The 23,856-nt window shown below is 69.2% G+C and carries 19 protein-coding genes; 11 read left to right on the top strand and 8 right to left on the bottom strand.

Annotated features, from left to right (window positions below; genetic code table 11):
- Positions 1 to 170: 170 nt before the first annotated feature.
- On the bottom strand, positions 171 to 974 hold the full coding sequence (locus H0X90_RS27795; RefSeq protein WP_006484944.1) for an EAL domain-containing protein: 804 nt from the start codon (positions 972 to 974) through the stop codon (positions 171 to 173).
- 353 nt (positions 975 to 1,327) lie between these two features.
- Here H0X90_RS27795 and H0X90_RS27790 point away from each other — a divergent pair, with 353 nt between their 5' ends.
- The 5 genes from H0X90_RS27790 to fahA are packed head-to-tail and all read left to right on the top strand — an operon-like array spanning position 1,328 to position 7,253.
- Positions 1,328 to 2,989 carry an FAD-dependent oxidoreductase gene (locus H0X90_RS27790; protein ID WP_077189948.1) on the top strand — a complete coding sequence of 554 codons (1,662 nt, stop codon included), beginning with the start codon at positions 1,328 to 1,330 and terminating at the stop codon, positions 2,987 to 2,989.
- Between the two features lie 27 nt (positions 2,990 to 3,016).
- The gene (locus tag H0X90_RS27785; protein WP_006484941.1) at positions 3,017 to 3,247 is read left to right on the top strand and encodes a DUF2783 domain-containing protein; all 231 of its coding nucleotides are present in this window, start codon (positions 3,017 to 3,019) and stop codon (positions 3,245 to 3,247) included.
- Positions 3,244 to 4,605: an MFS transporter gene (locus tag H0X90_RS27780; protein ID WP_077189947.1), complete on the top strand. Its 1,362-nt coding sequence runs from the start codon at positions 3,244 to 3,246 to the stop codon at positions 4,603 to 4,605. The genes H0X90_RS27785 and H0X90_RS27780 overlap by 4 nt, the downstream gene beginning before the upstream one ends.
- Before the next feature lie 15 nt (positions 4,606 to 4,620).
- Complete coding sequence (hmgA, locus tag H0X90_RS27775) at positions 4,621 to 5,955, top strand: homogentisate 1,2-dioxygenase (RefSeq protein WP_077019968.1); 1,335 nt, start codon at positions 4,621 to 4,623, stop codon at positions 5,953 to 5,955.
- Positions 5,952 to 7,253: a fumarylacetoacetase gene (fahA, locus tag H0X90_RS27770; RefSeq protein ID WP_077189946.1), complete on the top strand. Its 1,302-nt coding sequence runs from the start codon at positions 5,952 to 5,954 to the stop codon at positions 7,251 to 7,253. Before hmgA ends, fahA begins: the two co-directional genes overlap by 4 nt.
- 196 nt (positions 7,254 to 7,449) lie before the next feature.
- On the opposite strand, the gene H0X90_RS27765 is transcribed toward fahA, so the two are convergent.
- The 5 genes from H0X90_RS27765 to H0X90_RS27745 all read right to left on the bottom strand — a co-directional run bounded on the left by H0X90_RS27765 (position 7,450) and on the right by H0X90_RS27745 (position 13,021).
- Positions 7,450 to 8,610, bottom strand: a complete 1,161-nt coding sequence (locus H0X90_RS27765) for an MFS transporter (protein WP_006484903.1) — start codon at positions 8,608 to 8,610, stop codon at positions 7,450 to 7,452.
- A 93-nt stretch (positions 8,611 to 8,703) separates the two neighbouring features.
- Positions 8,704 to 9,873, bottom strand: coding sequence for an MFS transporter (locus tag H0X90_RS27760; protein ID WP_006484914.1), 1,170 nt, complete (start codon positions 9,871 to 9,873; stop codon positions 8,704 to 8,706).
- Positions 9,874 to 10,093: 220 nt separating this feature from the next.
- Complete coding sequence (gene bluB, locus H0X90_RS27755) at positions 10,094 to 10,837, bottom strand: 5,6-dimethylbenzimidazole synthase (protein ID WP_006484990.1); 744 nt, start codon at positions 10,835 to 10,837, stop codon at positions 10,094 to 10,096.
- A gap of 171 nt (positions 10,838 to 11,008) precedes the next feature.
- Positions 11,009 to 12,007 (bottom strand): 2-hydroxyacid dehydrogenase, encoded by a 999-nt coding sequence (locus H0X90_RS27750; RefSeq protein ID WP_062910969.1) that lies wholly within the window; start codon positions 12,005 to 12,007, stop codon positions 11,009 to 11,011.
- A gap of 30 nt (positions 12,008 to 12,037) precedes the next feature.
- The gene (locus tag H0X90_RS27745) at positions 12,038 to 13,021 is read right to left on the bottom strand and encodes a LysR family transcriptional regulator (protein ID WP_077189945.1); all 984 of its coding nucleotides are present in this window, start codon (positions 13,019 to 13,021) and stop codon (positions 12,038 to 12,040) included.
- 779 nt (positions 13,022 to 13,800) lie between these two features.
- Here H0X90_RS27745 and H0X90_RS27740 point away from each other — a divergent pair.
- Positions 13,801 to 15,012 carry an alanine--glyoxylate aminotransferase family protein gene (locus H0X90_RS27740; RefSeq protein ID WP_006484921.1) on the top strand — a complete coding sequence of 404 codons (1,212 nt, stop codon included), beginning with the start codon at positions 13,801 to 13,803 and terminating at the stop codon, positions 15,010 to 15,012.
- Between the two features lie 37 nt (positions 15,013 to 15,049).
- On the opposite strand, the gene H0X90_RS27735 is transcribed toward H0X90_RS27740, so the two are convergent.
- Complete coding sequence (locus H0X90_RS27735; RefSeq protein ID WP_006484916.1) at positions 15,050 to 15,985, bottom strand: helix-turn-helix domain-containing protein; 936 nt, start codon at positions 15,983 to 15,985, stop codon at positions 15,050 to 15,052.
- 134 nt (positions 15,986 to 16,119) lie between these two features.
- Between H0X90_RS27735 and H0X90_RS27730 the strand changes: the two genes are divergently transcribed.
- Complete coding sequence (locus tag H0X90_RS27730; protein ID WP_006484958.1) at positions 16,120 to 17,010, top strand: DMT family transporter; 891 nt, start codon at positions 16,120 to 16,122, stop codon at positions 17,008 to 17,010.
- Between the two features lie 133 nt (positions 17,011 to 17,143).
- Here H0X90_RS27730 and H0X90_RS27725 read toward each other — a convergent pair whose 3' ends face one another.
- A complete protein-coding gene (locus H0X90_RS27725) occupies positions 17,144 to 18,358 on the bottom strand; it encodes an MFS transporter (RefSeq protein WP_006484942.1) in 1,215 nt (404 codons plus the stop codon).
- 335 nt (positions 18,359 to 18,693) lie between these two features.
- Between H0X90_RS27725 and xdhA the strand changes: the two genes are divergently transcribed.
- From xdhA to H0X90_RS27705, 4 genes are all read left to right on the top strand, one after another.
- Positions 18,694 to 20,256, top strand: a complete 1,563-nt coding sequence (xdhA, locus tag H0X90_RS27720) for a xanthine dehydrogenase small subunit (protein ID WP_006496697.1) — start codon at positions 18,694 to 18,696, stop codon at positions 20,254 to 20,256.
- 18 nt (positions 20,257 to 20,274) lie between these two features.
- Positions 20,275 to 22,638 carry a xanthine dehydrogenase molybdopterin binding subunit gene (xdhB, locus tag H0X90_RS27715; protein WP_077189944.1) on the top strand — a complete coding sequence of 788 codons (2,364 nt, stop codon included), beginning with the start codon at positions 20,275 to 20,277 and terminating at the stop codon, positions 22,636 to 22,638.
- A gap of 1 nt (position 22,639) precedes the next feature.
- Entirely contained in the window at positions 22,640 to 23,308 is a 669-nt protein-coding gene (gene xdhC / locus H0X90_RS27710) for a xanthine dehydrogenase accessory protein XdhC (protein WP_077189943.1), read from the top strand.
- Between the two features lie 102 nt (positions 23,309 to 23,410).
- The gene (locus tag H0X90_RS27705) at positions 23,411 to 23,812 is read left to right on the top strand and encodes a polyketide cyclase (RefSeq protein ID WP_077189942.1); all 402 of its coding nucleotides are present in this window, start codon (positions 23,411 to 23,413) and stop codon (positions 23,810 to 23,812) included.
- Positions 23,813 to 23,856: the final 44 nt, after the last annotated feature.

Here is a 23,856-nt window from a genome sequence, read left to right as displayed (position 1 = left end):
CACCGGTGTCGATCGCGCGCGCAGGCACGGCCGATCTTTCTGCGTGAACGAACAGCGAACCGGCCGGCGTCGAGCGACGCCGCGTGCTGAACCCGCTTCCCGAAGCAGCACGACTCCGGAATCCGCGATCCGGCGCGCCGCTCCCCGCGCGCGCCTTCCCCGCGAATCGCTCAGGCCGTCACGACCTTCGCGAACACCGGCCCCTGCATGAACCGCACGTCGTGCTGGCGCAGCAGCTCGCACTGCGTCTCGTCGACGACGCCGTCGAAGATCAGCGGGATCCGCACGCGCTGCGCATAGGCGACGAGCGCCTTGACCATCCCGTCGCGCAACGCGATGCCCGCATCCATCTTGATGTAGTCGGGGCGCGCCATGTCCGATTCGACCGCGAGGATGCGGCCCGGGTCCGGCAGCTTGTCCGCGACCTTGAAACCGTGATGCTGGTAGCTGCGCGTCAGGTAGCCGAGGAACGTCTTGTGGGCGACCGCGACCGCCGGCAGCTCGATCACGATCCGCTCGGGCGGCAGCCCGAAGCGCTGCAGCACCGATGAGAAATGCTTGCCGTGGTCGTACTTCACGCTCTTGAGCAGCCGCTCGTGCACGCGCAGGAACAGCAGCCCGTGGCGTTGCGCGCCGAAGAAATTGATCGCATGCAGCGCGCGCGACAGGCGGTCGATCGCGACCAGCGTCTGGTCGTCGACGGCCGCGTCGACCGGATCGTGCTGCGCCCCCGTGACCAGTGTGACGGCCTGGAAGCCGAGCTCGTCGCCGTAGCGCTCGATCGCGTCGGCGAACGACGTCGATTGCGGCGCGCCGGGCATCGTCACGTCGTAGATCGGCTCGTACGCACTGGCGAGCGTGCGCTCGGGCAGATTCGCGCACGCGGTGCCGCCTTCGGCTAGCGCGAGGTGTTCCCGCAGATACGGCAGTTGCCCGGCACGGCTGACCAGCTCGGGGATGGTAGGCGGAATCATCGGCGTGAGAAGGAAAAATGGCGGCCGAAAGGGCCGCCTCATGACTTGATATTAGCAGCGCGCGCCGCGCTCGGCTTGGCGTTTCACTCATATGGTTATCCCGTCCTCGCGCCAGCGCCTAGGGTTTACGTTGATTTCACTATTCGTAATTGGTTTTACTATTCGTAAATCCAAGGATTTGTCGCCGATCAAGAAATGCGGCATGCGGGCGCCGCGAAACGGCGCCGTTCACGAATCAACAGGAAGCAAGGAGCGAGACGTGGCGGTTGACAGGACAGGCGGGCGGGCGCGCCGGCAGGAGACGGACGGGACGACGGGCGCGGCGGTGCGCGCACGGCGGGGTTGACGCGCGGATGGCGACCATGAGCATCGATTACCAGACGCTGAAGTTCGAGTACCGCGCCCGCGCGCACGACGCGGCCGTCCACCCGGTGATCGTCGTCGGCGCGGGCCCGGTCGGCCTCGCGGCCGCGATCGACCTCGCGCAACAGGGCGTGCCGGTCGTGCTGCTCGACGACGACGACACGTTGTCGACCGGCTCGCGCGCGATCTGCTTCGCGAAGCGCACGCTGGAGATCTTCGACCGGCTCGGCTGCGGCGAGCGCTTCGTCGACAAGGGCGTGAGCTGGCACGTCGGCAAGGTGTTCCTGCAGGACGAGCAGCTTTACGCATTCGACCTGCTGCCCGAGGAAGGGCATGCGCGCCCGGCGTTCATCAACCTGCAGCAGTACTACGTCGAAGGCTATCTGGCCGACCGCGCGTTCGAGCTGCCGAACATCGACATCCGCTGGAAGCACAAGGTGACGGGCATCGACCAGTCGGCCGAACATGCGGTGCTGACGATCGAGACGCCGGACGGCGTCGCGACGCTGCGCGCGCAGTACGTGATCGCGGCCGACGGTTCGCGCAGCCCGATGCGCACGATGATGGGCCTCGAGAGCCGCGGCCGCACCTTCAAGGACCGCTTCCTGATCGCCGACGTGAAGATGAAGGCGGAGTTTCCGACCGAGCGCTGGTTCTGGTTCGACCCGCCGTTTCACCGCAATCAGTCGGTGCTGCTGCATCGTCAGCCGGACAACGTGTGGCGCATCGACTTCCAGCTCGGCTGGGATGCCGATCCGGTCGCCGAGAAGCAGCCGGAGCGCGTGATCCCGCGCGTGCGCGCGCTGCTCGGGCCGGACGTCGAGTTCGAGCTCGAGTGGGTGAGCGTCTACACGTTCCGCTGCCAGCGGATGGAGTCGTTCCGGCACGGCCGCGTGTTGTTCGCGGGCGACTCCGCGCATGGCGTGTCGCCGTTCGGCGCGCGCGGCGCGAACAGCGGCGTGCAGGACGCGGACAACCTCGCGTGGAAGCTGAAGCTGGTGCTCGACGGCCGCGCGCACGACCGCCTGCTCGATACGTATGCGAGCGAGCGCGAGTTCGCGGCCGACGAGAACATTCGCAATTCGACGCGCTCGACCGACTTCATCACGCCGAAAAGCGCGGTGTCGCGCGTGTTCCGCGATGCGACGCTGAAGCTCGCGCGCGACTGCGAGTTCGCGCGCAAGCTGGTGAACAGCGGGCGCCTGTCGGTGCCGGCCGTGCTGGCCGATTCGCCGCTCAACACGCCGGACCGCGGCGGCGACGCATTCGCGTGCGCGATGCGGCCGGGCGCGGCGGCGGCCGATGCGCCGGTGCGTGCGCAGGGTGCGCCGGGCTGGCTGCTGCAGCATCTGCGCGACGGTTTCACCGGCGTGCTGTTCGGATTGCCGGGCGATGCGGCCGCGCTGGCGCAGGCCGTCGACGGGCTCGCGCTGCCGGTGCGTCCCGTGCTCGTCGTGCCGGCCGGGCACGCGCAGCCGGTCGCCGGCGTCGACGTCGTGGAGGACGTCGACGGGCTCGCCGCGCGGCGCTACGACGCGCAGCCTGGCACGTTCTACCTGCTGCGTCCCGACCAGCACGTCTGCGCCCGCACGCGCACGCTCGACCGTCAGGCGATTGCCGACGCACTGGCGCGCGCGACCTGCGCACGCTGATACGACCAAGATACCGGAGACACCGTCATGCCCTCACTCGACACCCGCCCGCGCCTGGCCGATCCCGACGCGTTCTACGAAGCGCTGATCGACATGCATCGCGACCTGTCCGACGCCGACAGCCAGCTCGTCAACGCGAAGCTGATCCTGTTGCTCGCGAACCAGGTCGGCGACGCCGACGTGCTGCGCGAAGCGATGGCGCTCGCACGCCAGGGCGTGACGCCGCCCGTGCATCCGGCCGCCGAGGTGGCGCAATGAGCGCGGCGCCGGCCGACGCGCGCGTGCTCGAAGTCGAGCGCGTGATCGACGAGACTCGTCGCCCGGGGTTTCACTGGATGCTGCTCGCGCTGTGCGGGCTGTGCCTCGTGATCGACGGTTTCGATGCGCAGGCGATGGGCTACGTCGCGCCGAGCGTGATCGCCGAATGGGGCGTGCCGAAGCAGGCGCTCGGGCCCGTGTTCAGCGCGAGCCTGTTCGGGATGCTGCTCGGCGCGCTCGGGCTGTCGGTGCTCGCCGACCGGATCGGGCGGCGCCCGGTGCTGATCGGCTCGACGCTGTTCTTCGCGGTGACGATGCTCGCGACGCCGTTCGCGGGCTCGATCCCCGTGCTGATGGCGTTGCGCTTCGTCACGGGGCTCGGCCTCGGCTGCATCATGCCGAACGCGATGGCGCTGGTCGGCGAGTTCAGCCCGGCCGCGCATCGCGTGAAGCGGATGATGATCGTGTCGTGCGGCTTCACGCTCGGCGCGGCGCTCGGCGGCTTCATCAGCGCGGCGCTGATTCCGGCGCTCGGCTGGCGTTCGGTGTTCTTCGTCGGCGGCGCGGTGCCGCTCGTGCTGACGATCGCGATGGTCGCGCGGCTGCCGGAGTCGCTGCAGTTCCTGGTGCTGAAAGGGCGTGTCGCGCAGGCGCGTGACTGGCTCGCGCGGTTCGCGCCGGAAGCCGGCATCGATGCGAACACGCGACTCGTCGTGCGCGAACGCGCGGCAAGCGGCGCGCCGGTCGCCGAGCTGTTCCGCCATGGCCGCCTGCCGGTCACGCTGCTGCTGTGGTCGATCAGCTTCATGAACCTGATCGATCTGTACTTCCTGTCGAACTGGCTGCCGACCGTGATGCGCGACGCCGGCTATTCGCCGGGCACCGCGGTGATCGTCGGCACGGTGCTGCAGACGGGCGGCGTGATCGGCACGCTGTCGCTCGGCTGGTTCATCGAACGTTACGGCTTCGTGCGCGTGCTGTTCGCGTGCTTCGCGTGCGCGGCCGTGTCGGTGGGGCTGATCGGCTCGGTCGCGCATGCGCTGCCGTGGCTGCTGGTCGTCGTGTTCGCGGGCGGGTTCTGCGTGGTCGGCGGGCAGCCGGCCGTGAACGCGCTCGCGGGCCAGTATTACCCGACGTCGCTGCGCTCGACGGGCATCGGCTGGAGCCTCGGCATCGGCCGGATCGGCTCGGTGCTCGGGCCGCTCGTCGGCGGACAACTGATTGCGCTCAACTGGTCGAACGGCGCGCTGTTCCATGCGGCCGCGGTGCCCGTGCTGTGCTCGGCGCTGTTCGTGCTGGGCCTCGCAGGCGTCACGCGGCGCAGCGGCGCGCAGGCGCCGAACACCGTGATGAATTGATGGAGAAAGGAAACGATGACGCTTGACCTGTCGAAACCGGCAACCGCCGGCTACCTGAGCGGTTTCGCGAACGAATTCGCGACCGAGGCACTGCCCGGCGCGCTGCCGCACGGCCGCAACTCGCCGCAGCGCGCGCCGTACGGGCTGTACGCGGAGCAGCTGTCGGGCACCGCGTTCACCGCGCCGCGCGGCCACAACCGCCGCTCGTGGCTGTACCGGATTCGCCCGGCCGCCGTGCACCGGCCGTTCGAGCCGTATGCGGGCCCGCAGCGGCTCGTGTCGGAGTTCGGCGATTCGGCCGACGTGCCGCCGACGCCGCCGAACCAGTTGCGCTGGGATCCGCTGCCGATGCCGGTCGAGCCGACCGATTTCGTCGACGGCCTCGTGACGATGGCCGGCAACGGGTCGGCCGCCGCGATGAACGGTTGCGCGATCCACCTGTATGCGGCGAACCGCTCGATGCAGGACCGCTTCTTCTACAGCGCCGACGGCGAGCTGCTGATCGTGCCGCAGCAGGGGCGCCTGTTCATCGCGACCGAATTCGGCCGGCTCGACGTCGAGCCGTTCGAGATTGCGGTGATCCCGCGCGGCGTGCGTTTTGCCGTCGCGCTGCCGGACGGCGACGCGCGCGGCTACATCTGCGAGAACTTCGGCGCGCTGCTGCGCCTGCCGGATCTCGGCCCGATCGGCTCGAACGGGCTCGCGAACCCGCGCGACTTCCTGACGCCGCAGGCCGCCTACGAAGACCGCGAAGGCGCGTTCGAGCTGATCGCGAAGCTGAACGGGCGCCTCTGGCGCGCGGACATCGGCCATTCGCCGCTCGACGTCGTCGCGTGGCACGGCAACTACGCGCCCTACAAATACGACCTGCGCCTGTTCAACACGATCGGCTCGATCAGCTTCGATCATCCCGATCCGTCGATTTTCCTCGTGCTGCAGGCGCAGAGCGACACGCCGGGCGTCGACACGATCGACTTCGTGATCTTCCCGCCGCGCTGGCTCGCGGCCGAGGATACGTTCCGCCCGCCGTGGTTCCACCGCAACGTCGCGAGCGAGTTCATGGGCCTCGTGCACGGCGCGTACGACGCGAAGGCCGAGGGCTTCGTGCCGGGCGGCGCGAGTTTGCACAACTGCATGTCGGGCCACGGACCCGATGCGGACACGTTCGAGAAGGCGTCCGCGAGCGACACGACGAAGCCGCACAAGGTCGACGCGACGATGGCGTTCATGTTCGAAACCCGCACGCTGATCCGGCCGACGCGCTACGCGCTCGACACCGCGCAGCTGCAGGCCGATTACTTCGAGTGCTGGCAAGGCATCAAGAAACACTTCAATCCGGAGCAACGATGAGCGACACCCAAGACTGGCGCGCGACGCTCGACCCGGCTCGCAAGAGCTGGATCGAGACCGCGAACGATCCCGCCTGCGATTTCCCGATCCAGAACCTGCCATTCGGCATCTTCAGCGATGCGAAGGGCGCGCGCCGCCCGGGCGTCGCGCTGGGCGACCAGATCGTCGATCTCGCGGTGCTCGCGCGTGCGGGCCTCGTCACGCTGCCGGCCGGCGTCGACGTGTTCGCCGCACCGACGCTCAATGCGTTCATCGCGCTCGGCCGCGACGCGTGGCGCAGCGTGCGCGTGCAGCTGTCGGCGCTGTTCTCGCGTGACGACGCGACACTGCGTGACGATGCGGCGCTGCGCGCGCAGGTGCTCGTCGCGCAGCGCGACGCGACGCTGCATCTGCCGGTCGAGATTCCCGGCTACACCGATTTCTATTCGTCGAAGGAACACGCGACCAACGTCGGCTCGATGTTCCGCGATCCGAAGAATGCGCTGCTGCCGAACTGGTCGGAGATGCCGATCGGCTACAACGGCCGCGCGTCGTCGGTGGTCGTGAGCGGCACGCCGGTGCGGCGCCCGAACGGGCAACTGAAGCTGCCCGACCAGGAGCGCCCGGTGTTCGGCGCGTGCCGCAAGCTCGACATCGAACTGGAAACGGGCTTCATCGTCGGCAAGGGCAACGCGCTCGGCGAGCCGATCGCGTGCGAGGACGCGGAAGCGCATATCTTCGGGATGGTGCTGCTGAACGACTGGAGCGCGCGCGACATCCAGCAGTGGGAATACGTACCGCTCGGCCCGTTCAACTCGAAGGGGTTCGCAACGACGATCTCGCCGTGGATCGTCACGCTCGATGCGCTCGAACCGTTCCGCGTCGCGCAGCCCGAGCAGTCGCCGCAGCCGCTCGCGTATCTGCGGCATGCGGGCAAGCATGCGTTCGACATCGCGCTGGAAGTGACGCTGCGCGCCGAAGGTGCGGCCGAGGCCACGTCGATCTGCCGCACGAACTTCAGGCACATGTACTGGACGATGGCGCAGCAGCTCGCGCATCACACGGTCGCCGGCTGCAACACGCGCGTGGGCGACCTGATGGGTTCGGGCACGATCAGCGGGCCGACGAAGGATTCGTTCGGCAGCCTGCTCGAACTGACGTGGAACGGCAAGGAGCCGGTCGCGCTGAACGGCGGCGGCAGCCGCACGTTCATCGAGGACGGCGACGAGCTGACGCTCGCCGGCTGGTGCCAGGGCGATGGGTATCGCGTCGGCTTCGGCACGTGTGCGGGCAGGATCTTGCCGGCGCCGAGTGCGTGACGGATCGCGGCGCGAAACGTTACGCGTAGGTCACGTGTAGATCACGCGTAGTCCGGAAGGACAGGGCGGTCCGCATTGCGCGGGCCGTTTTTCGTTTACCGGAGGAGGGGGCGCGAGCGGCCCGATGCGTATCGGTGCATGATGCCGACGCCGACGCCAACGCCAACGCCAACGCCAACGCCAACACCGAGCGACGTCAGACCGCGCGTTGTACTGCGGCGCGCCGCTCCCACAACGCCGCCGCGACGAACGCGGCGACGCAAGCGACCAGCACGCCGACCAGCGCATTGCTGCCCAGTTGCTCCATCAACGCGCCCGCCACCAGCGGGCCGCCGAAGCTCGCGGCGCTCCACGACGCCGACACGAGCGAACTCGCGGTGACGAGCGCCGCGCCGCGGAAACGTTCGCCGCACGCGACGAGCGACAGCGTATAGATGCTGCCGGCCGCCGCGCCGAGCACGAACAGCAGCGGCCAGCACAGCCACGGATTCGCGATCACGAACGGCAGCATCGGCAGGCCGGCCAGCACGATCCAGCCGGCGCCGAGGTGCACGCGCTCGCGGCCGAGCTTGTCCGCGAGCCAGCCGATCGGGAACTGCATCGCGGTATCGCCGAACAGCATGATCGACGCGAGCAGCACGGCGGTCGCGCTCGCGACGCCGTGATCCATCGCGTAGAGCGGCAGCAGCGACAGCGCGAGCGTATCGAACAGCGCGAAGAAGCCGGTGCCGATGATCAGCGCGGGCATGCGCGGCAGCACGTCGAGCCAGCGGCCGTGTGCTTCGTGATGCGCGTCGTCGCCGGCGAGCGGCGCACGGCGGATCGTCGCGAGCGTCGGCAGCGCGAGCAGGAACAGCGCGCCGCACAGCGCGAAGCGGATGTGCGTCGCGCCGGCGATCTGGCTGACGAGCACCGGGCCGGCCATCTGGAACAGCGTGAAATTGGTCGCGTAGATCGCGACGACGCGCCCGCGCGTCGCATCGTCGGCGAGCTGGTTGACCCACGCTTCGCCGATCGTGAACAGCAGCATCAGCGCGGCGCCGCACAGCACGCGCAGCACGCCCCACAGGATCAGGTTCGACGTGAACTGCATCAGCGCGGTGGCGGCCGCGAGCAGCACGACCGACACGACGATCGCGCGGCGCGCGCCGATGTGCCGCGCGAGCGCGGTGACGAACGGGACGATCGCGAGGCCGCCGAGGGCCTGCGCGGCCGTCAGCATGCCGACGACGTTGGTGCCGTGTCCGGCTTCGGTGAGCGCGAGTGCGGTCAGCGGCAGCGTGGCGCCGGTCCCGAGGCCGACGACCGCGACGCTCAGGATCAGCGCGAGGAAATCGCGATTGAGAATGGCTTTCATCGGCCGCGATGCTACACCGCGACCGTTGAAAGGTCCATGAAGGCCGTCACGTTCGAATGGAGTTGCGTACGCAACGATCGCGGCGGGGCCGCGTCACACGTATTCGGTCGGCACGGCCACCGGGCGGCGTTCGAGCGACGCCGACCACAGCGTGAGCGCGAGCGCGGCGACCGCCATCGCGACGCCGACCCACGGCAGGCTCACGAGCGACACGCCCGAGCCGATCGCCATCCCGCCGAGCCATGCGCCGGTCGCGTTGCCGAGGTTGAACGCGCCCTGGTTCAGCGTCGACGCGAGGTTCGGCGCGTCGCTCGCGCGGTCGACGATCATGATCTGCAGCGGCGGCACGATCGCGAACGCGAGGATGCCCCACACGAAGATCGTCGCGAGCGCGGCGAACGGCAGATGCATCGTGCCCGCGAACAGCGCGAGGACGATGCCGATCAGCGCGAGCGTTGCGATCAGCGACGGCATCCGCCGCCAGTCGGCGAGCTTGCCGCCCAGCGTGCCGCCGACCGTCAGGCCGAGGCCGAACAGCAGTAGCACGTAGGTGACCTGACGCGGCGAGAAGCCCGTCACGTCCTCGAGGATCGGCGTGATGTACGTGAACACGCTGAACAGGCTCGCGGACGCGAGCACGCTGATGCCGAGCACCATCAGCACCTGCGGGTGCTTCAGCACGCTGAATTCGCGCGTGATGCTGGTATCGGGCATCGCGAGGTTTTTCGGCAGGCACACCGCGAGCGCGGCGGCCGCGGCGATGCCGATGCCGGTGACGGCCCAGAACGTCGCGCGCCAGCCGAACGCCTGGCCGAGCGCGGTGCCGAGCGGTACGCCGAGCACGTTCGCGAGCGTGAGCCCGGTGAACATCAGCGCGATCGCCTGCGCGCGGCGGTTCGGCGCGACGAGGTTGCTGGCCACCACCGAGCCGATGCCGAAGAACGCACCGTGGCAGAACGCGGTGACGACGCGCGCGGCCATCAGCACCGCATAGCCGGGCGCGATCGCGCAGAACAGGTTGCCGGCGATGAACAGCCCGATCAGGGCCATCAGCGCACGCTTGCGCGGCATCTTCGCGGTGACGATCGCGAGGATCGGCGCGCCGATCGTCACGCCGAGCGCGTAGCCCGACACGAGCATCCCGGCGGCCGGGATCGACACGCCGAGGTCGCGCGCGACATTGGGCAGCAGGCCCATGATCACGAATTCGGTGGTACCGATTCCAAATGCGGCGACGGCAAGGGCGAAAAGAGGCAGGGGCATCGCGGTAGGCTCGGGAAAAGATGCCGCTCGAGCCAGGCGCAGGATGCGCGGGACGGGCGGGATGAGGCGAAGGTCAGCCGCGATTCTACTTCAGTGAAAACCCCTATGCTTGGGGCCAGAACGCTTGTTGCCGGCGTGCGACGAGGCGGCGACCGGGATGCTCACAGTGTGGGATTTGGGCGGTGTCAGGGCCGGGATGATGGCGACCGCCGGCCGTGGATCACGCGATGCGTTCGGACGACCGGTCGGGCATCGCGTCCGGGGTGTGCTTCGTTTCGCTGTCCGGGCCTGCGGGCGACGCAGCCGAATCGGCCCCATCGATGGCCGCCGGAGCGTCCCAGCCGTTCTCGAACAGGCACGCTTCGATCGGCATCCGCGCGGCCCAGCGTTCTTCCTCGAGCATCGGCTTCGCATAGAACGCGTCGACGTGCCCGACGCACAGCACGGCGATCGGCTTCGCGCCGTCGGGCATCCGCAGCAGCGTGCGCACCGCATCGACGTCGAACAACGACACCCAGCCCATGCCGAGCCCTTCCGCGCGCGCGGCGAGCCACATGTTCTGGATCGCGCACGCGGCGGAGGCCAGATCCATCTCCGGCAGCGTGCGGCGGCCGAACACGTGGCGTTCGCGGCCGTCGGCGAGCGCGACGACCAGCAGCTCGCCGCATTCGCGCACGCCCTCGACCTTCAGTCGCATGAATTCGTCCTGGCGCTCGCCGAGCGCGTCGGCCGTCGCGCGGCGCTCGGCCTCGACCAGCGCGTGAATCGCGGTGCGCAAGGCGGGATCGGTGATGCGGATGAAGCGCCACGGCTGCATGAAGCCGACGCTCGGCGCGTGGTGCGCCGCGCGCAGCAGGCGCGCGAGCACGGCCGGATCGACGGGCGCCGGCGTGAAGTGGCGCATGTCGCGCCGTTCGAAGATGGCGCGGTAGACGGCGGCGATGTCGGAATCGTCGAAACGCATGAGCGGCGAAGGCAGGGATGACGTCGGCGCAACGATAGCAGACGGCGCGCGCGAAACGTTACTTCATTCGAAACAATGCGCGGAATTGTTGACGAAGAAAGGGGTGGTGCGCGGCATGGGGCGCAAGCAAACGATTGCGGATGCGCTGCGGGCCGTCGAATTGGCCGTTTCTCAGCGATTTGCCGTCACGACGTTCTGCGGCGCGCCCGCATGCCACGCCTCGATGTTCAGCAGCGTCGTGTGCGCGATCTCGGCCAGCGCCTCGCGCGTGAAGAACGCCTGGTGCGACGTGACGATCACGTTCGGGAACGTCAGCAGGCGCGCGAGCACGTCGTCCTGCAGCGGCAGGTCGGAGTGATCCTCGAAGAACAGCCCGCTTTCCTCCTCGTACACGTCGAGCCCGAGATGGCCGAGCTGGCCGCTCTTGAGCGCGTCGACCAGCGCCTGCGCATCGACGAGGCCGCCGCGCCCGGTGTTGATCAGCATCGCGCCGTGCTTCATTCGCGCGAGCGTCCGCTCGTTGATCAGGTGGTGTGTCGACGGCAGCAGCGGGCAATGCAGGCTGACGATGTCGGCACGATGCAGCAGTTCGTCGAGCTCGACGTAGCGCGCGCCGAACGCGATCAGCTCGTCGTTGTACGGCGGCACCGAGTGCGCGAGCACGTGCATCCCGAAGCCCATCATGATCTTCGCGAACACGCTGCCGATGATGCCGGTGCCGATCACGCCGACGGTCTTGCCGTGCAGGTCGAAGCCGAGCAGGCCGTTCAGCGAGAAGTCGCCTTCGCGGGTGCGGGCGACGGCGCGCGGCAGGCGGCGGTTGAGCGCGAGGATCAGTGCGACCGCGTGCTCGGCGACCGCGTGCGGCGAATACGCGGGCACCCGCACGACCGCGATGCCGAGCCGCTCGGCGGCGGCGAGGTCGACATGGTTGAAGCCCGCCGAGCGCAGCGCGATCAGCCGCGTGCCGCCGTCGGCGAGCCGTTCGAGCACGGCCGCGTCGACGGTGTCGTTGACGAACGGGCAGACGACGTCATAGCCGTGCGCGAGGATCGCGGTTTCCGCGTCGAGGTGCGACGGCTGGAAGTGCAGCCGATAGCCGAACGGCCGGTTGGCGGCGGTGAACGAATCGTCGTCGTACTGCCGGCTGCTGAACAGGATCACGCGCACGCTGCACCTCCGATGGCTGACGCGCGCAGTTTACTGCAGGCCCGTGACGATGTCGGAACGTTCGGGGCCGCGCACCGGCCGCAGGAAGCCGTAGTCGGTGCGGTCGCGGGCGGACGGCGCGCTGAAGTGCTCGAGCGCGTGCTCGACGAAGCTGCGCGTGCGGGCCGGCACGTACTGGCGGTTCGGATAGACGAGCGACAACTGCGCGTCGGGATCGTCGATCCGGTAGCCGGCCATCAGCCGCACGAGCGTGCCGTGGTTGAGGGCATCGGCCACGCACGGCTCGGGCAGGATCGCGATGCCGGCGCCGGCCACGGCCGCCGCCTGGACGAGCGCGAGCTGGTTGACCGTGCAGGCGGGGCGCACCGTGACCGAATGGGCGACGCCGTCGTGGCCGACCAGTTGCCACGTCGGCGCGTGCTGGTGCGGCGCGAGCGTGACCCAGTCGTGGCCCGGGAGGTCGTCGGGCACGCGCGGCTCGCCGCGGCGGTCGAGATAGGCCGGCGCCGCGCACGCGACGAACGGGTTCGGCGCGAGGGCATGGCCGATCAGCGACGGGTTGCCGTCGAGCCGGGTGCCGGTGACGATGCCGACGTCGTAGCCCGAATCGAGCACGTCGAGCGGCCCTTCGGCGACGGTCAACTGCACGCGCAGCTCCGGGTAGCGGTGCCGGAAGCTGCTGACGAGCGGCGTCAGCGCCAGCGGCGACAGCAGCCCCGACGCGACGACGCGCAGCGTGCCGGCCGGCTCGCGCACGGCATGCGCGACGGACGATTCGAGGTGATCGAATTCTTCGAGCAGCGCGCGGCAACCATCGAGGTAGCGCACGCCGGCCTCGGTGAGCGACAGGTTGCGCGTGGTGCGATGGATCAGCCGTGTGTTCAGGTGGCCCTCGAGCATCGCGATCGAACGCGTGACGAGCGCATTGGACACGCCGAGATGGTGCGCCGCGCGCCGGAAGCTTTGCTGCTCGGCGACGCAGACGAATACACGCATGGTCTGAATCTGGTTCATGGCTTGCGTATTTCTGGCCCGGTTGATTGATTTTGGTTGTGATTTTTTGCCACGCAACGTCGAAAACGCATCGCGCGGCCCCAGTTCGCTCTCGTATCGAAAATGAGATTTTCGATTCCGCAGACAATTGTTAAATGCGGAACCGATATCCGTCAACCTGAGAAAACGGGCGGCTTGCGTAAAATCGAAATCGCGGGTACCGGTTTAAGGTTGCAATGCAGCAAGGACGTGCGCTGGAAAACCGTCGCGGTATTCGAATATGCGTCGCTGTTTCGAGGATTCCATATTCCAATCAATGGGTTGGGGTAAATTGCGGCGCGCCGGGGCACGGCGAATTCGGGAGTCGTTCCCCAATACATACCGCAATGGTGGATGTTTTTTCCACGTTCGGATTTTGTGTATCGAATTCGCTCCGCGATTTGTATCAGATGGTCGGTGTATTTCGTTCGATCCACGAAAGGCGCTGAACCACCGGTTTCGAAGAATCGTTTCGATATTGGCCGAGAAAATCGCGCGTCCGGAACCCGAATGGAACCGTTTCGCACCCGGCAGCCAATCGTTTTTTCAATCCGGAAGGCCATCGCGCGCGCGGTGCGCGGCCGGCTGGCCCGGTCCGGCGACCGGGCCAGCGTCGCGCTGTCCGCACGTGCGTGCCTCTTGCGCGAGGCGGCGGAACGCGGAATGATCGATCAGTTCGCTGCGCCGTGCCACGGGCGCGGTGCTGCGGGCGCAGTGCCGCGGCGCGTCCGGGCACTTCCTTTCCTCATCTTTTTCCAGCCATGTCCATCGATTACTCGCCGATTCCCTGTCCCGTCGTCGTGCCGCTCGACGCGATCCTGCCCGAAGAACCGCTGCTGATGATGGGGGCCGGCCCGGTCCCGATCCCGGCCGCGGTGGCCAAGGCGAACACGATCGTGATCAACCACCTCGGCGCGACGATGGCGAAGATCATCGAGCAGGTGAAGGAGATGGCGCGTTACGTGTTCCAGACCCGCACGAAGTGGGTGCTCGGTGTCGCGGGCCCCGGTTCGGCCGCGATGGAAATGGCGATCTCGAACCTCGCATGGCGCGGCACGCGCGTGCTGTCGATCCGCAACGGCTTCTTCAGCGCGCGGATGGCCGAGATGGCCACGCGCGTCGGCGCCGACGTCGCGACGCTCGAAGTGGCCGATCGCGCGGTCGCGAGCCTCGACGAGATCGCCGACGCGATCGCGCGCGAGCGGCCCGAGATCGTCACGATCGTGCAGGGCGAGACGTCGAACACCGTGTGGAACCGCGACCTGCGCGACATCGCGGCGCTCGCGAAGGCGGCCGGCGCGCTGGTCGTCGTCGACGCGGTGTGCACGCTGTCGACGATGCCGCTCGAGATGGACGCATGGGGCATCGACGCGGTGATCACCGGCGGCCAGAAGGGGCTGTCGTCGATCCCGGGCGTGTCGCTGATCGCGTTCTCCGACGCCGCGTGGGAGCGCATGAAGAATCGCCCCGAGCCGAATGCGCACTGGTGCCTCGACATGGCGCTCGCGGAGAACTTCTGGCACAACGCCGGCTATCACTACACGGCGCCCGTGTCGGGCGTGCTCGCGCTGCACGAGGCGCTGCGGCTCGTCTGCGCGGAGACGCTCGAGAGCCGCTTCGCGCGCCACCTGCGCTGCTCGCTGGCGCTCCAGGCGGGCGTCGAATCGATGGGGCTCAAGCTCTATGCGCCGAAGGACTGCCGGCTCAATTCGGTGGTCGGGATCGAGACGCCGGAAGGGCTCACGCCCGGGATGGTCTGCGGCCATATCTCGAAGCAGTACCAGGTCGAGATCTCGGGTTCGTTCGGGTTGCCGATCGTGCGGATCGGCCAGATGGGCGAGCAGTGCCGCGAACACAACCTGTTCCGCACGCTGCATGCGTTCGGCCGCACGATGGTCGACCTGAAGGTGCCGGTCGACCTGCCGGCCGGCGTCGCGGCGCTCGAGCAGGAACTGTCGCGGCGCGGCGCGTAAGCGCGACGCCGCGACGAAACGAGGAAGCGGGCCGCGCTCAGCGGCCCTGCATCGCGCGCCGGTACGTATTCGGCGTCGTGCCGTGCGCGTCGCGAAAGCGATGGCTGAAGTGGCCGGCGTTCGCGTAGCCGCAGGCGGCCGCGATCTGCGCGAGCGGCAGCGCCGTCGTGCGCAGCAGCTCGCGGGCGCGGGCGAGCCGTTGCTCGGCCACCCACGCGTGCGGCGCGCGGCCGAACGACAGCCGGAACATCCGCGAGAAATGGTATTCGGACAGCGCGGCGACCTCGGCGAGTTCGCCGAGCGTCAGCGGCTGCGTGAGATACGTGTCGATGTAGTCGCGCACGCGGCGGCGCACGGCCGGCGCGAGCCCGCCGCGGAACGACGTATCGGTGCGCGTCGTGCTCTGCCCGCGCAACAGCAGGCTCAGCACGTCGTGCGCGGTCTCGTTCACGCGCAGCCGCTCGTCGGCATCGTCCCAGCCCTCCAGCGCGAGCGAGCGCAACAGCGCGGCGACCCGGGCATCCTCGAAGTAGGTGCGATCGGCGAGCTTCAGCTCGCGTGGCTCGCGATCGAGCTCGCGGATCGCGCGCTGCGTGAAGTGCTCGGGCAGGAAATACAGGTGGACGAAATGCATTTCGCCGCGCACCCACCAGCGCGATTCATGGTCGCCCGGCAGCGCGCACAGCAGGCTCGGCGCGCCGTAGCGCGGCACGCGCTGGCGCTCGGTCCGGTAGCCGCCGTCGAGATAGCACGACAGCGTGTGGTGGCCGGGCTGCTCGTAGACCGTCTCGCTTTCGTCGGTGATCCGCGTCCATTCGGCGATCGCGAGATGGTCGCCGAGCCACGCGAAGCGCTCGAGCGTCGCGTTGGCGTCGGCGAGCGTGCGGCAGACCGATTGCAGGCCGAACGGCAGATCGCCGCCGGCCAGGGCGGCGGCGCGGTCGATGGGCGGGGCGCAGAGGGAGAAACTCATGATGCGCCGAGTATAAGCGGGCGCGCGGCGGCGCGTGCGGCGCGCCGAAAAAGACCGCAATTCCGGACAATCGGCACGCGCCGTGCGGCGGCATAGTCGGGATCCCGATTCACCCGATTTTCCGGATTGCCGCCATGAACCTGTCGCTTTATTTCGTCACCGTGCTGATCTGGGGCACCACCTGGATCGCGATCAAGTGGCAACTCGGCTCGGTGCCGCCGCCCGTATCGATCGCGTGGCGCTTCTGGCTCGCGGCCGCCGTGCTGTTCGCGCTGCTGCGCGTGATGCGCCGGCCGGCGCGCCCGCCGCGCGAAGCGTGGCGCTTTCTCGTCGCGCAGGGCTTCGCGCTGTTCTGCCTGAACTTCCTGTGTTTCTACTACGCGGAGCAGGTCGTGCCGAGCGGGCTCGTCGCGGTGATCTTCTCGACCGCGCCGCTGCTGAACTCGATCAACGGGCGGCTGTTCATGGGCCGCCCGCTGCGGCCGTCGGCGATCGCCGGCGCGCTGCTCGGCCTGACCGGCATCGCGTGCCTGTTCTGGCAGCAGATGGCTGGCCATCTCGACGACCACGCGACCTGGACGGGGCTCGCGATCGCGTTCGCCGGCACGATGTGCTTCTCGGCGGGCAACCTGCTGTCGAGCCGGATGCAGTCGATGGGGCTGCACCCGCTCGCGACCAACGGCTGGGCGATGCTGATCGGCGCGGCGATCCTGACCGTCGGCAGCGCGCTGGCCGGGATGCCGTTCACGCCGGACATGAGCCCGCGCTATCTCGGCGCGCTCGTGTACCTGGCCGTGCCGGGCTCGGTGATCGGCTTCACCGCGTACCTGACCCTCGTCGGCCGGATCGGGCCGGAGCGCGCCGCGTACTGCACGGTGCTGTTCCCGATCGTCGCGCTGGCCGTATCGACGGTGTTCGAGGGCTACCAGTGGTCGCCGCTGGCGGTGATCGGGCTGCTGCTCGTGGTGGCCGGCAATCTCGTCGCGTTCGACCTCACGCGCCGGCTGTTTCTGCGCACGGCCTGATCGGGCCGCGCGGCCGCCGTACCCGGTCGACGGATGACGAAACGCCCGCATCGCGCGGGCGTTTTCTTTTGGCGCGGCGGCGGTGCGACGTTCGCGACCGGCCGCCGGGCTGCCAGGCACGGTGCCGGCGGGATCAGGCCGCCGCGCCGCTGCCCGCCACGCGCGCCTGCCGCTGGTACAGCATCATCGACAGCGCGACGCCCGCGGCGGCGGCCACCGCCGCGAACAGGAACACCTGCGGATAGCCGAACGCGCCCGCGACATAGCCGGCGAGCGGGCCGGTGATGCCGAGCGACAGGTCGAGGAACACCGAGTACGCGGACAGCGCCGCGCCGCGGCTCGCGGGCGGCACGAGCGCGACGGCTTCGACGCCGAGCGCCGGGAAGATCAGCGCGAAGCCGAAGCCCGTGAGCGCCGCGCCGACGAGCGCGACGTGCGGCACCGGCGCGAGCCACAGCAGCACGAGGCCCGAGCATTCGAACGCGAACGACACGATCGCGACGCGGAAGCCGCCGTAGGTCTTGATCGTGTTCGCGAACAGCAGGCGCGCGCCGATGAACAGCGTGCCGAATACCGTCAGCGACAGTGCGGCGTTCGGCCAGTGGCGCGCCGCGTAGTACAGCGTGACGAAGGTGGCGATCGAGCCGAAGCCGGCCGACCCGAGCGCGAGGCCGAGGCCGTGCGGCAGCACGCGCGTGAACACGCTCGCGTACGACATCCGTTCGCCGTGCACGAGCGGCACCGGATCGATCAGGCGGGCGAGGTAGAAGCCGAGCGCGGCCAGCGCGATGACGATCACGCCGATCAGCGCCGGATTCAGCGTATGCGCGATCGCGACGCCGACCGGCGCGCCGAGCGCGAGCGCGCCGTAGGTCGCGATGCCGTTCCATGAGATCACCTTCGCGTTGTGCGCGACGCCGACCCGGCCGATGCCCCACAGGATCGCGCCGGTGCCGCACAGGCTTTCGCCGACGCCCAGCACGAGCCGGCTCGCGACCAGCAGCACGAGGCTCGCGACCGGCCAGTGCGCGAGCAGCAGCGCGACGAGCAGCAGCACGCCCGACACGCCGCAGCCGATCAGCCCGCGCAGCACCGTCTGCTTCGGCCCGAGCGTATCGGCGAGGCGCCCGGCGAGCGGCCGCGACGCGAGCGTCGCGAAGTACTGGACGCTGATCGCGCCGCCCGCGACGATCGCGGAAAAGCCGAGGTCGTCGTGGACGAAGCCCGGCAGCACCGCGAGCGGCAGGCCGATGGTCAGGTAGCAGATGAACGTGAAGCAGACGACGGACACGATTTGCAGCGTGACCGCGAGCCCGCTGCGCGGCGGTGTGGCGGAATCGGTTGACATGGGGTCGGAACGAATGGTGAAACGAACGGAAAACGGCGGAAAAGGGAATCGGGATTTTCCCATGGAACCGGTTTTCCCGCAGGTACCATTTAGTTAATCGAACCTTGTTCTGGCGGATCACGGACGGTCGCGGGCGACCAGGGCGGGCCCGGGCGCGCCGCGCGACAAGGCTGTCGGCCGGCGCGGCGCGCATATCGCGGCAGTTATATGGGCCGCATGCGTGATGAGCTATGGGTTGCGGAATTTGACGGTGATAGCGTGCAAACTGTCAGAAAAACGTCGGTCGAGCGCTCCGCGCAGGCCGCCTTGCCCCCCATTTGAAGAACCATCGAGACATGAGTGAGCCGATCCGCTTCTACCATCGTCACGCGATCCGCGAAGTCAGCGGCGCGGACGTGACCCGCACCGTGCTGCAATACCTGCGCGAGGACGCGCATTGCACCGGCACCAAGGAAGGCTGCGCGGAAGGCGACTGCGGCGCGTGCACGGTCGTCGTCGGCGAGCTGACCGACGCCGGCGCGGTCGAGTTCAAGGCCGTCAACGCGTGCATCCAGTTCCTGCCGACGCTCGACGGCAAGGCGCTGCTGACGGTCGAGGACCTGCGCCAGCCGGACGGCACGCTGCATCCGGTGCAGCAGGCGATGGTCGACTGCCACGGCTCGCAATGCGGGTTTTGCACGCCCGGCTTCGTGATGTCGATGTGGGCGCTGTACGAGAAGCACGGCCACGAAGGCTGCGGCAGCGCATGCGCGAAGGCGAAGGACGTGCCGACGCGTACCGAGATCGCCGACGCGTTGACCGGCAACCTGTGCCGCTGCACCGGCTATCGTCCGATCGTCGATGCGGCGGTGCGGATGTTCGATGCGACCGGCGAAGGTGCGTCGGCGCCGGTCGACACGGCCGCGCTGGCCCGCACGCTCGCGTCGCTCAAGCGCGACGACACGTTCGACTACACGACGGTCGACGGTGCACGCTTCACGGCGCCGCGCACGCTCGACGCGCTGGCCGCGCTGAAGGCCGAGCGTCCCGACGCGCGCATTCTCGCCGGCAGCACCGACATCGGCCTGTGGGTCACCAAGCAGATGCGCCGGCTCGACGACCTGATCTACGTCGGCCAGATCGCCGAACTGCAGCGGCTCGCGGAGCGTGGCGACTGGATCGAGATCGGCGCGGGCGTGACGGTCGAGAAGGCCTATGCGGCGCTGGCCGGCACGTATCCGGAGCTGACCGAGATGTGGAAGCGCTTCGCGTCGCTGCCGATCCGCAACGCGGGCACGATCGGCGGCAACGTCGCGAACGGCTCGCCGATCGGCGATTCGATGCCGGGACTGATCGCGCTCGGCGCGCGCGTGGTGCTGCGCGGCGGCGACACGGTGCGCGAGCTGCCGCTCGAGGCGCTCTACACCGGCTACCAGCAGAAGGACATGGCGCCGCACGAATTCGTCGTCGGCCTGAAGGTGCCGACCCGCACCGGCGCGCGCGAACAGCTGCAGTTCCGCACCTACAAGCTGTCGAAGCGCTTCGACTCCGACATCTCGGCCGTGTGCGCGGCATTCGCGTTCATCGCGGACGGCGACACGATCCGCGAGCCGCGCATCGCGTTCGGCGGGATGGCCGCGACGCCCAAGCGCGCGACCCACACGGAGGCGGTGCTCGACGGCGCGCAGTGGCACGAAGCCACCGCGCAGGCCGCGATGCAGGCGCTCGAGCGCGACTACCAGCCGCTGTCGGACATGCGCGCGACGAGCGCGTATCGGCTCGATACCGCGAAGAACCTGGTGTACCGGTTCTGGCTGGAGACGCGTCCGCACGACCCGCTGCCGCCGCAAGCCCTGAACGTGCGTGAAGTGGCCGCCGAAGCCGGCGCCGACGTTGCCGATGCATCGGCGCGCGTCTGAAGACGGAGAACACCGAACATGAACCAGCAAGCAGAACCGTTCCTGAGCACCCTCGACCCGCAAGCCGACGCCGCGCAGGTGCACGTGTCGCGCGCCCACGAATCCGCCCACCTGCACGTGAGCGGGCGCGCCACCTACACCGACGACATTCCGATCGTCGCCGGCACGCTGCACGCGGCGCTCGGGTTGTCGGCGAAGCCGCACGCGAAGATCGTGTCGATGAACTTCGACGCGGTGCGCGCGACGCCGGGCGTGGTCGCCGTGTTCACGGCCGACGACATTCCGGGCGTCAACGATTGCGGTCCGATCATCCACGACGATCCGGTGCTCGCGAAGGGCGTCGTGCAGTTTGTCGGCCAGCCGATGTTCATCGTCGTCGCGACGTCGCATGACATCGCGCGGCTCGCCGCGCGCCGTGCGCAGGTCGACTACGAGGAGCTGCCGGCGATCCTGACCGCGCAGGAAGCGCGCGCGGCCGAAACCTACGTGATCCCGCCGCTGAGGCTCGCACGCGGCGATGCGGCCGCGCGGCTCGCGGTCGCGCCGCACCGCGAGTCGGGCGAGATGTTGCTCGGCGGGCAGGAGCAGTTCTATCTGGAAGGGCAGATCGCGTACGCGGTGCCGAAGGACGACGACGGCATGCACGTGTATTGCTCGACGCAGCACCCGAGCGAGATGCAGCACCTCGTCGCGCACGTGCTCGGCGTCGCGTCGCACAACGTGCTGGTCGAATGCCGCCGGATGGGCGGCGGCTTCGGCGGCAAGGAATCGCAGTCGGGGCTGTTCGCGTGCTGCGCGGCGCTCGCCGCGTGGAAGCTGCTGTGCCCGGTGAAGCTGCGCCCGGACCGCGACGACGACATGATGATCACCGGCAAGCGGCACGACTTCCATTACCGCTTCGACGTCGGCTACGACGACGACGGCCGCATCGACGGCGTCGCGCTCGACATGACGTCGCGCTGCGGCTTCTCGGCCGACCTGTCGGGCCCGGTGATGACGCGCGCGGTGTGCCACTTCGACAACGCGTACTGGCTCGGCGACGTCGACATCGCCGGCTACTGCGGCAAGACCAACACGCAGTCGAACACCGCGTTCCGCGGCTTCGGCGGCCCGCAGGGCGCGTTCGCGATCGAATACATCCTCGACGACATCGCGCGTTCGCTCGGCCGCGATCCGCTCGACGTCCGCTACGCGAACCTGTACGGCAAGACCGAACGCAACGTGACGCCGTACGGGCAGACGGTCGAGGACAACGTGCTGCAGGAACTGCTCGGCGAACTCGAGACGACGAGCGACTACCGTGCGCGGCGCGCGGGCGTGCGCGCCTTCAACGCACGCAACACGGTGCTGAAGAAGGGCATCGCGCTCACGCCGGTGAAGTTCGGCATCGCGTTCAACGTCACGCACTTCAACCAGGCCGGCGCGCTGGTGCACATCTACACCGACGGCTCGGTGCTCGTGAACCACGGCGGCACGGAGATGGGGCAGGGGCTCAACACGAAGGTCGCGCAGGTGGTCGCGCACGAGCTCGGCATTCGCTTCGGCCGGATCCGCGTGACGGCGACCGATACCAGCAAGGTCGCGAACACGTCCGCGACCGCCGCGTCGACCGGGTCGGACCTGAACGGCAAGGCCGCGCAGGATGCGGCGCGCCAGTTGCGCGAGCGGCTCGCGGTGTTCGCGGCGAAGCAGTTCGGCGACGGCAAGGTCGATGCGGCCGACGTGAAGTTCGGCAACGACGTGGTGTGGGTCGGCGGTCATGGCGTGCCGTTCGGCGAAGTGATCGCGAAGGCGTACCTCGCGCGCGTGCAGCTGTGGTCCGACGGCTTCTATGCGACGCCGAAGCTGTACTGGGACCAGTCGAAACTGCAGGGCCGGCCGTTCTACTACTACTCGTACGGCGCGGCCGTGTCGGAAGTGGTGATCGACACGCTGACGGGCGAGATGCGCACGCTGCGCGTCGACGCGCTCCACGACGTGGGCGCGTCGCTGAACCCGGCGCTCGACATCGGCCAGGTCGAAGGCGCGTTCATCCAGGGGATGGGCTGGCTCACGACCGAGGAGCTGTGGTGGAACCAGGGCGGCAAGCTGATGACGCATGCGCCGTCGACGTACAAGATCCCGACGGTGAACGACACGCCGCCCGAGTTCAACGTGCGGCTGTTCCAGAACCGCAACGTCGAGGACAGCATCCACCGTTCGAAGGCCGTCGGCGAACCGCCGCTGCTGCTGCCGTTCTCGGTGTTCTTCGCGGTGCGCGACGCCGTGGCCGCGGTCGGCGACTACCGGGTGAACCCGCCGCTCGACGCGCCGGCCACCGGCGAGTCGATCCTGCGCGCGATCGGCGCGGTGCGGGCGGCGCGCGCCGCGCGGGCAGGCTGACGTGAACGGGCCCGCTCGTCCACCGCATCCCGCGTCCCACGCGTCCGCGGCTGGCTGCGACGGCGCGTGCGGCAACGCGCGGCCGTCGAACCCGCCGTTCGCGCAAGGCACCGGCCAGCGCAACCGCGCGACCGGCGCGCCGGCGCCGATGCACGTCGTGCTGTTCGGCGCGGGGCACGTCGGCCACGCGCTCGTCACGTTGCTCGGCGCGCTGCCGTGCGTCGTGCAGTGGGTCGACACGCGCGACGAGCTGTTCCCGGACGAATGTCCGCCGAACGTGCAGCCGGAGCCGACCGACACGCCGGAGGCCGTCGTCGACGCGGCGCCGCCCGGCGCGTACTTCCTCGTGATGACGCACAACCACGCGCTCGACTTCTCGCTCGCCGCGCAGATCATGCGGCGGCGCGACTATGCGTACTTCGGGATGATCGGCTCGCGCACCAAGCGCGTGAAGTTCGAGCGCCGGCTCGCCGCGCGCGGCATCGATCCCGCGCGGCTCGTGGAGATGGTGTGCCCGATCGGCGTCGCGGGCATCGTCGACAAGGCGCCGGGCGCGATCGCGGTGGCCGTCTGCGCGGAGCTGCTGCAGGCCCGCTCGGGCATGCCGGTGGCCGCTGCGAAGGCAGTCGCGGCCGGGCGCGCGCGCGACGATGTGAGTTGCGTGCGATAAGACGCCGACCCCGCGCGGCCGGCGCACGGCCGCGCGTTTTTGCCTACACTGCACGGCAACGCGCGGCAGCGGGCCGCGCTTCATCTCAACGTGCACGCGCCCATGTCCGATCACTCCGTCTATCTCGACGCGCTCGACGCGAGCCTCGTCGCCATCGAGCGCTGGCTGTCCGGCGTCGATACCGCGCCGGCGGCGCTCGACGCGCTGCTCACGGCGTTTTCCAGTGAATTCACGATGATCCTGACCGACGGCCGCGTGGTCGACCACGACGGCACGCGCGCCCTGTTCGCGAAGCTGGCGGGCGCGAAGCCGGGGCTGCGCATCACGCTGTCGGAGATCCGCGTGCTCGCGGCCGACGCAGCGCATGCGGTGCTCACCTATCTCGAAGCGCAGCACGCGGCAGCGGGCGAGCTGCCTGCGCGCCGCGCGACCGCCGTGTTCACGCGTGATGCGGCGGGCGTCGTGCGCTGGTCCCATCTGCAGGAAACCTTCTGCACGGCCTGAGCGGCCGCGCTGCCTGACCAGCCGCGCTTCACGCCGGCCGCGGC

The organism is Burkholderia sp. 9775_39 (genome assembly GCF_015712225.1).
GTDB lineage: Bacteria > Pseudomonadota > Gammaproteobacteria > Burkholderiales > Burkholderiaceae > Burkholderia > Burkholderia cenocepacia.
This window is presented reverse-complemented; position numbering and strand designations above follow the sequence as displayed.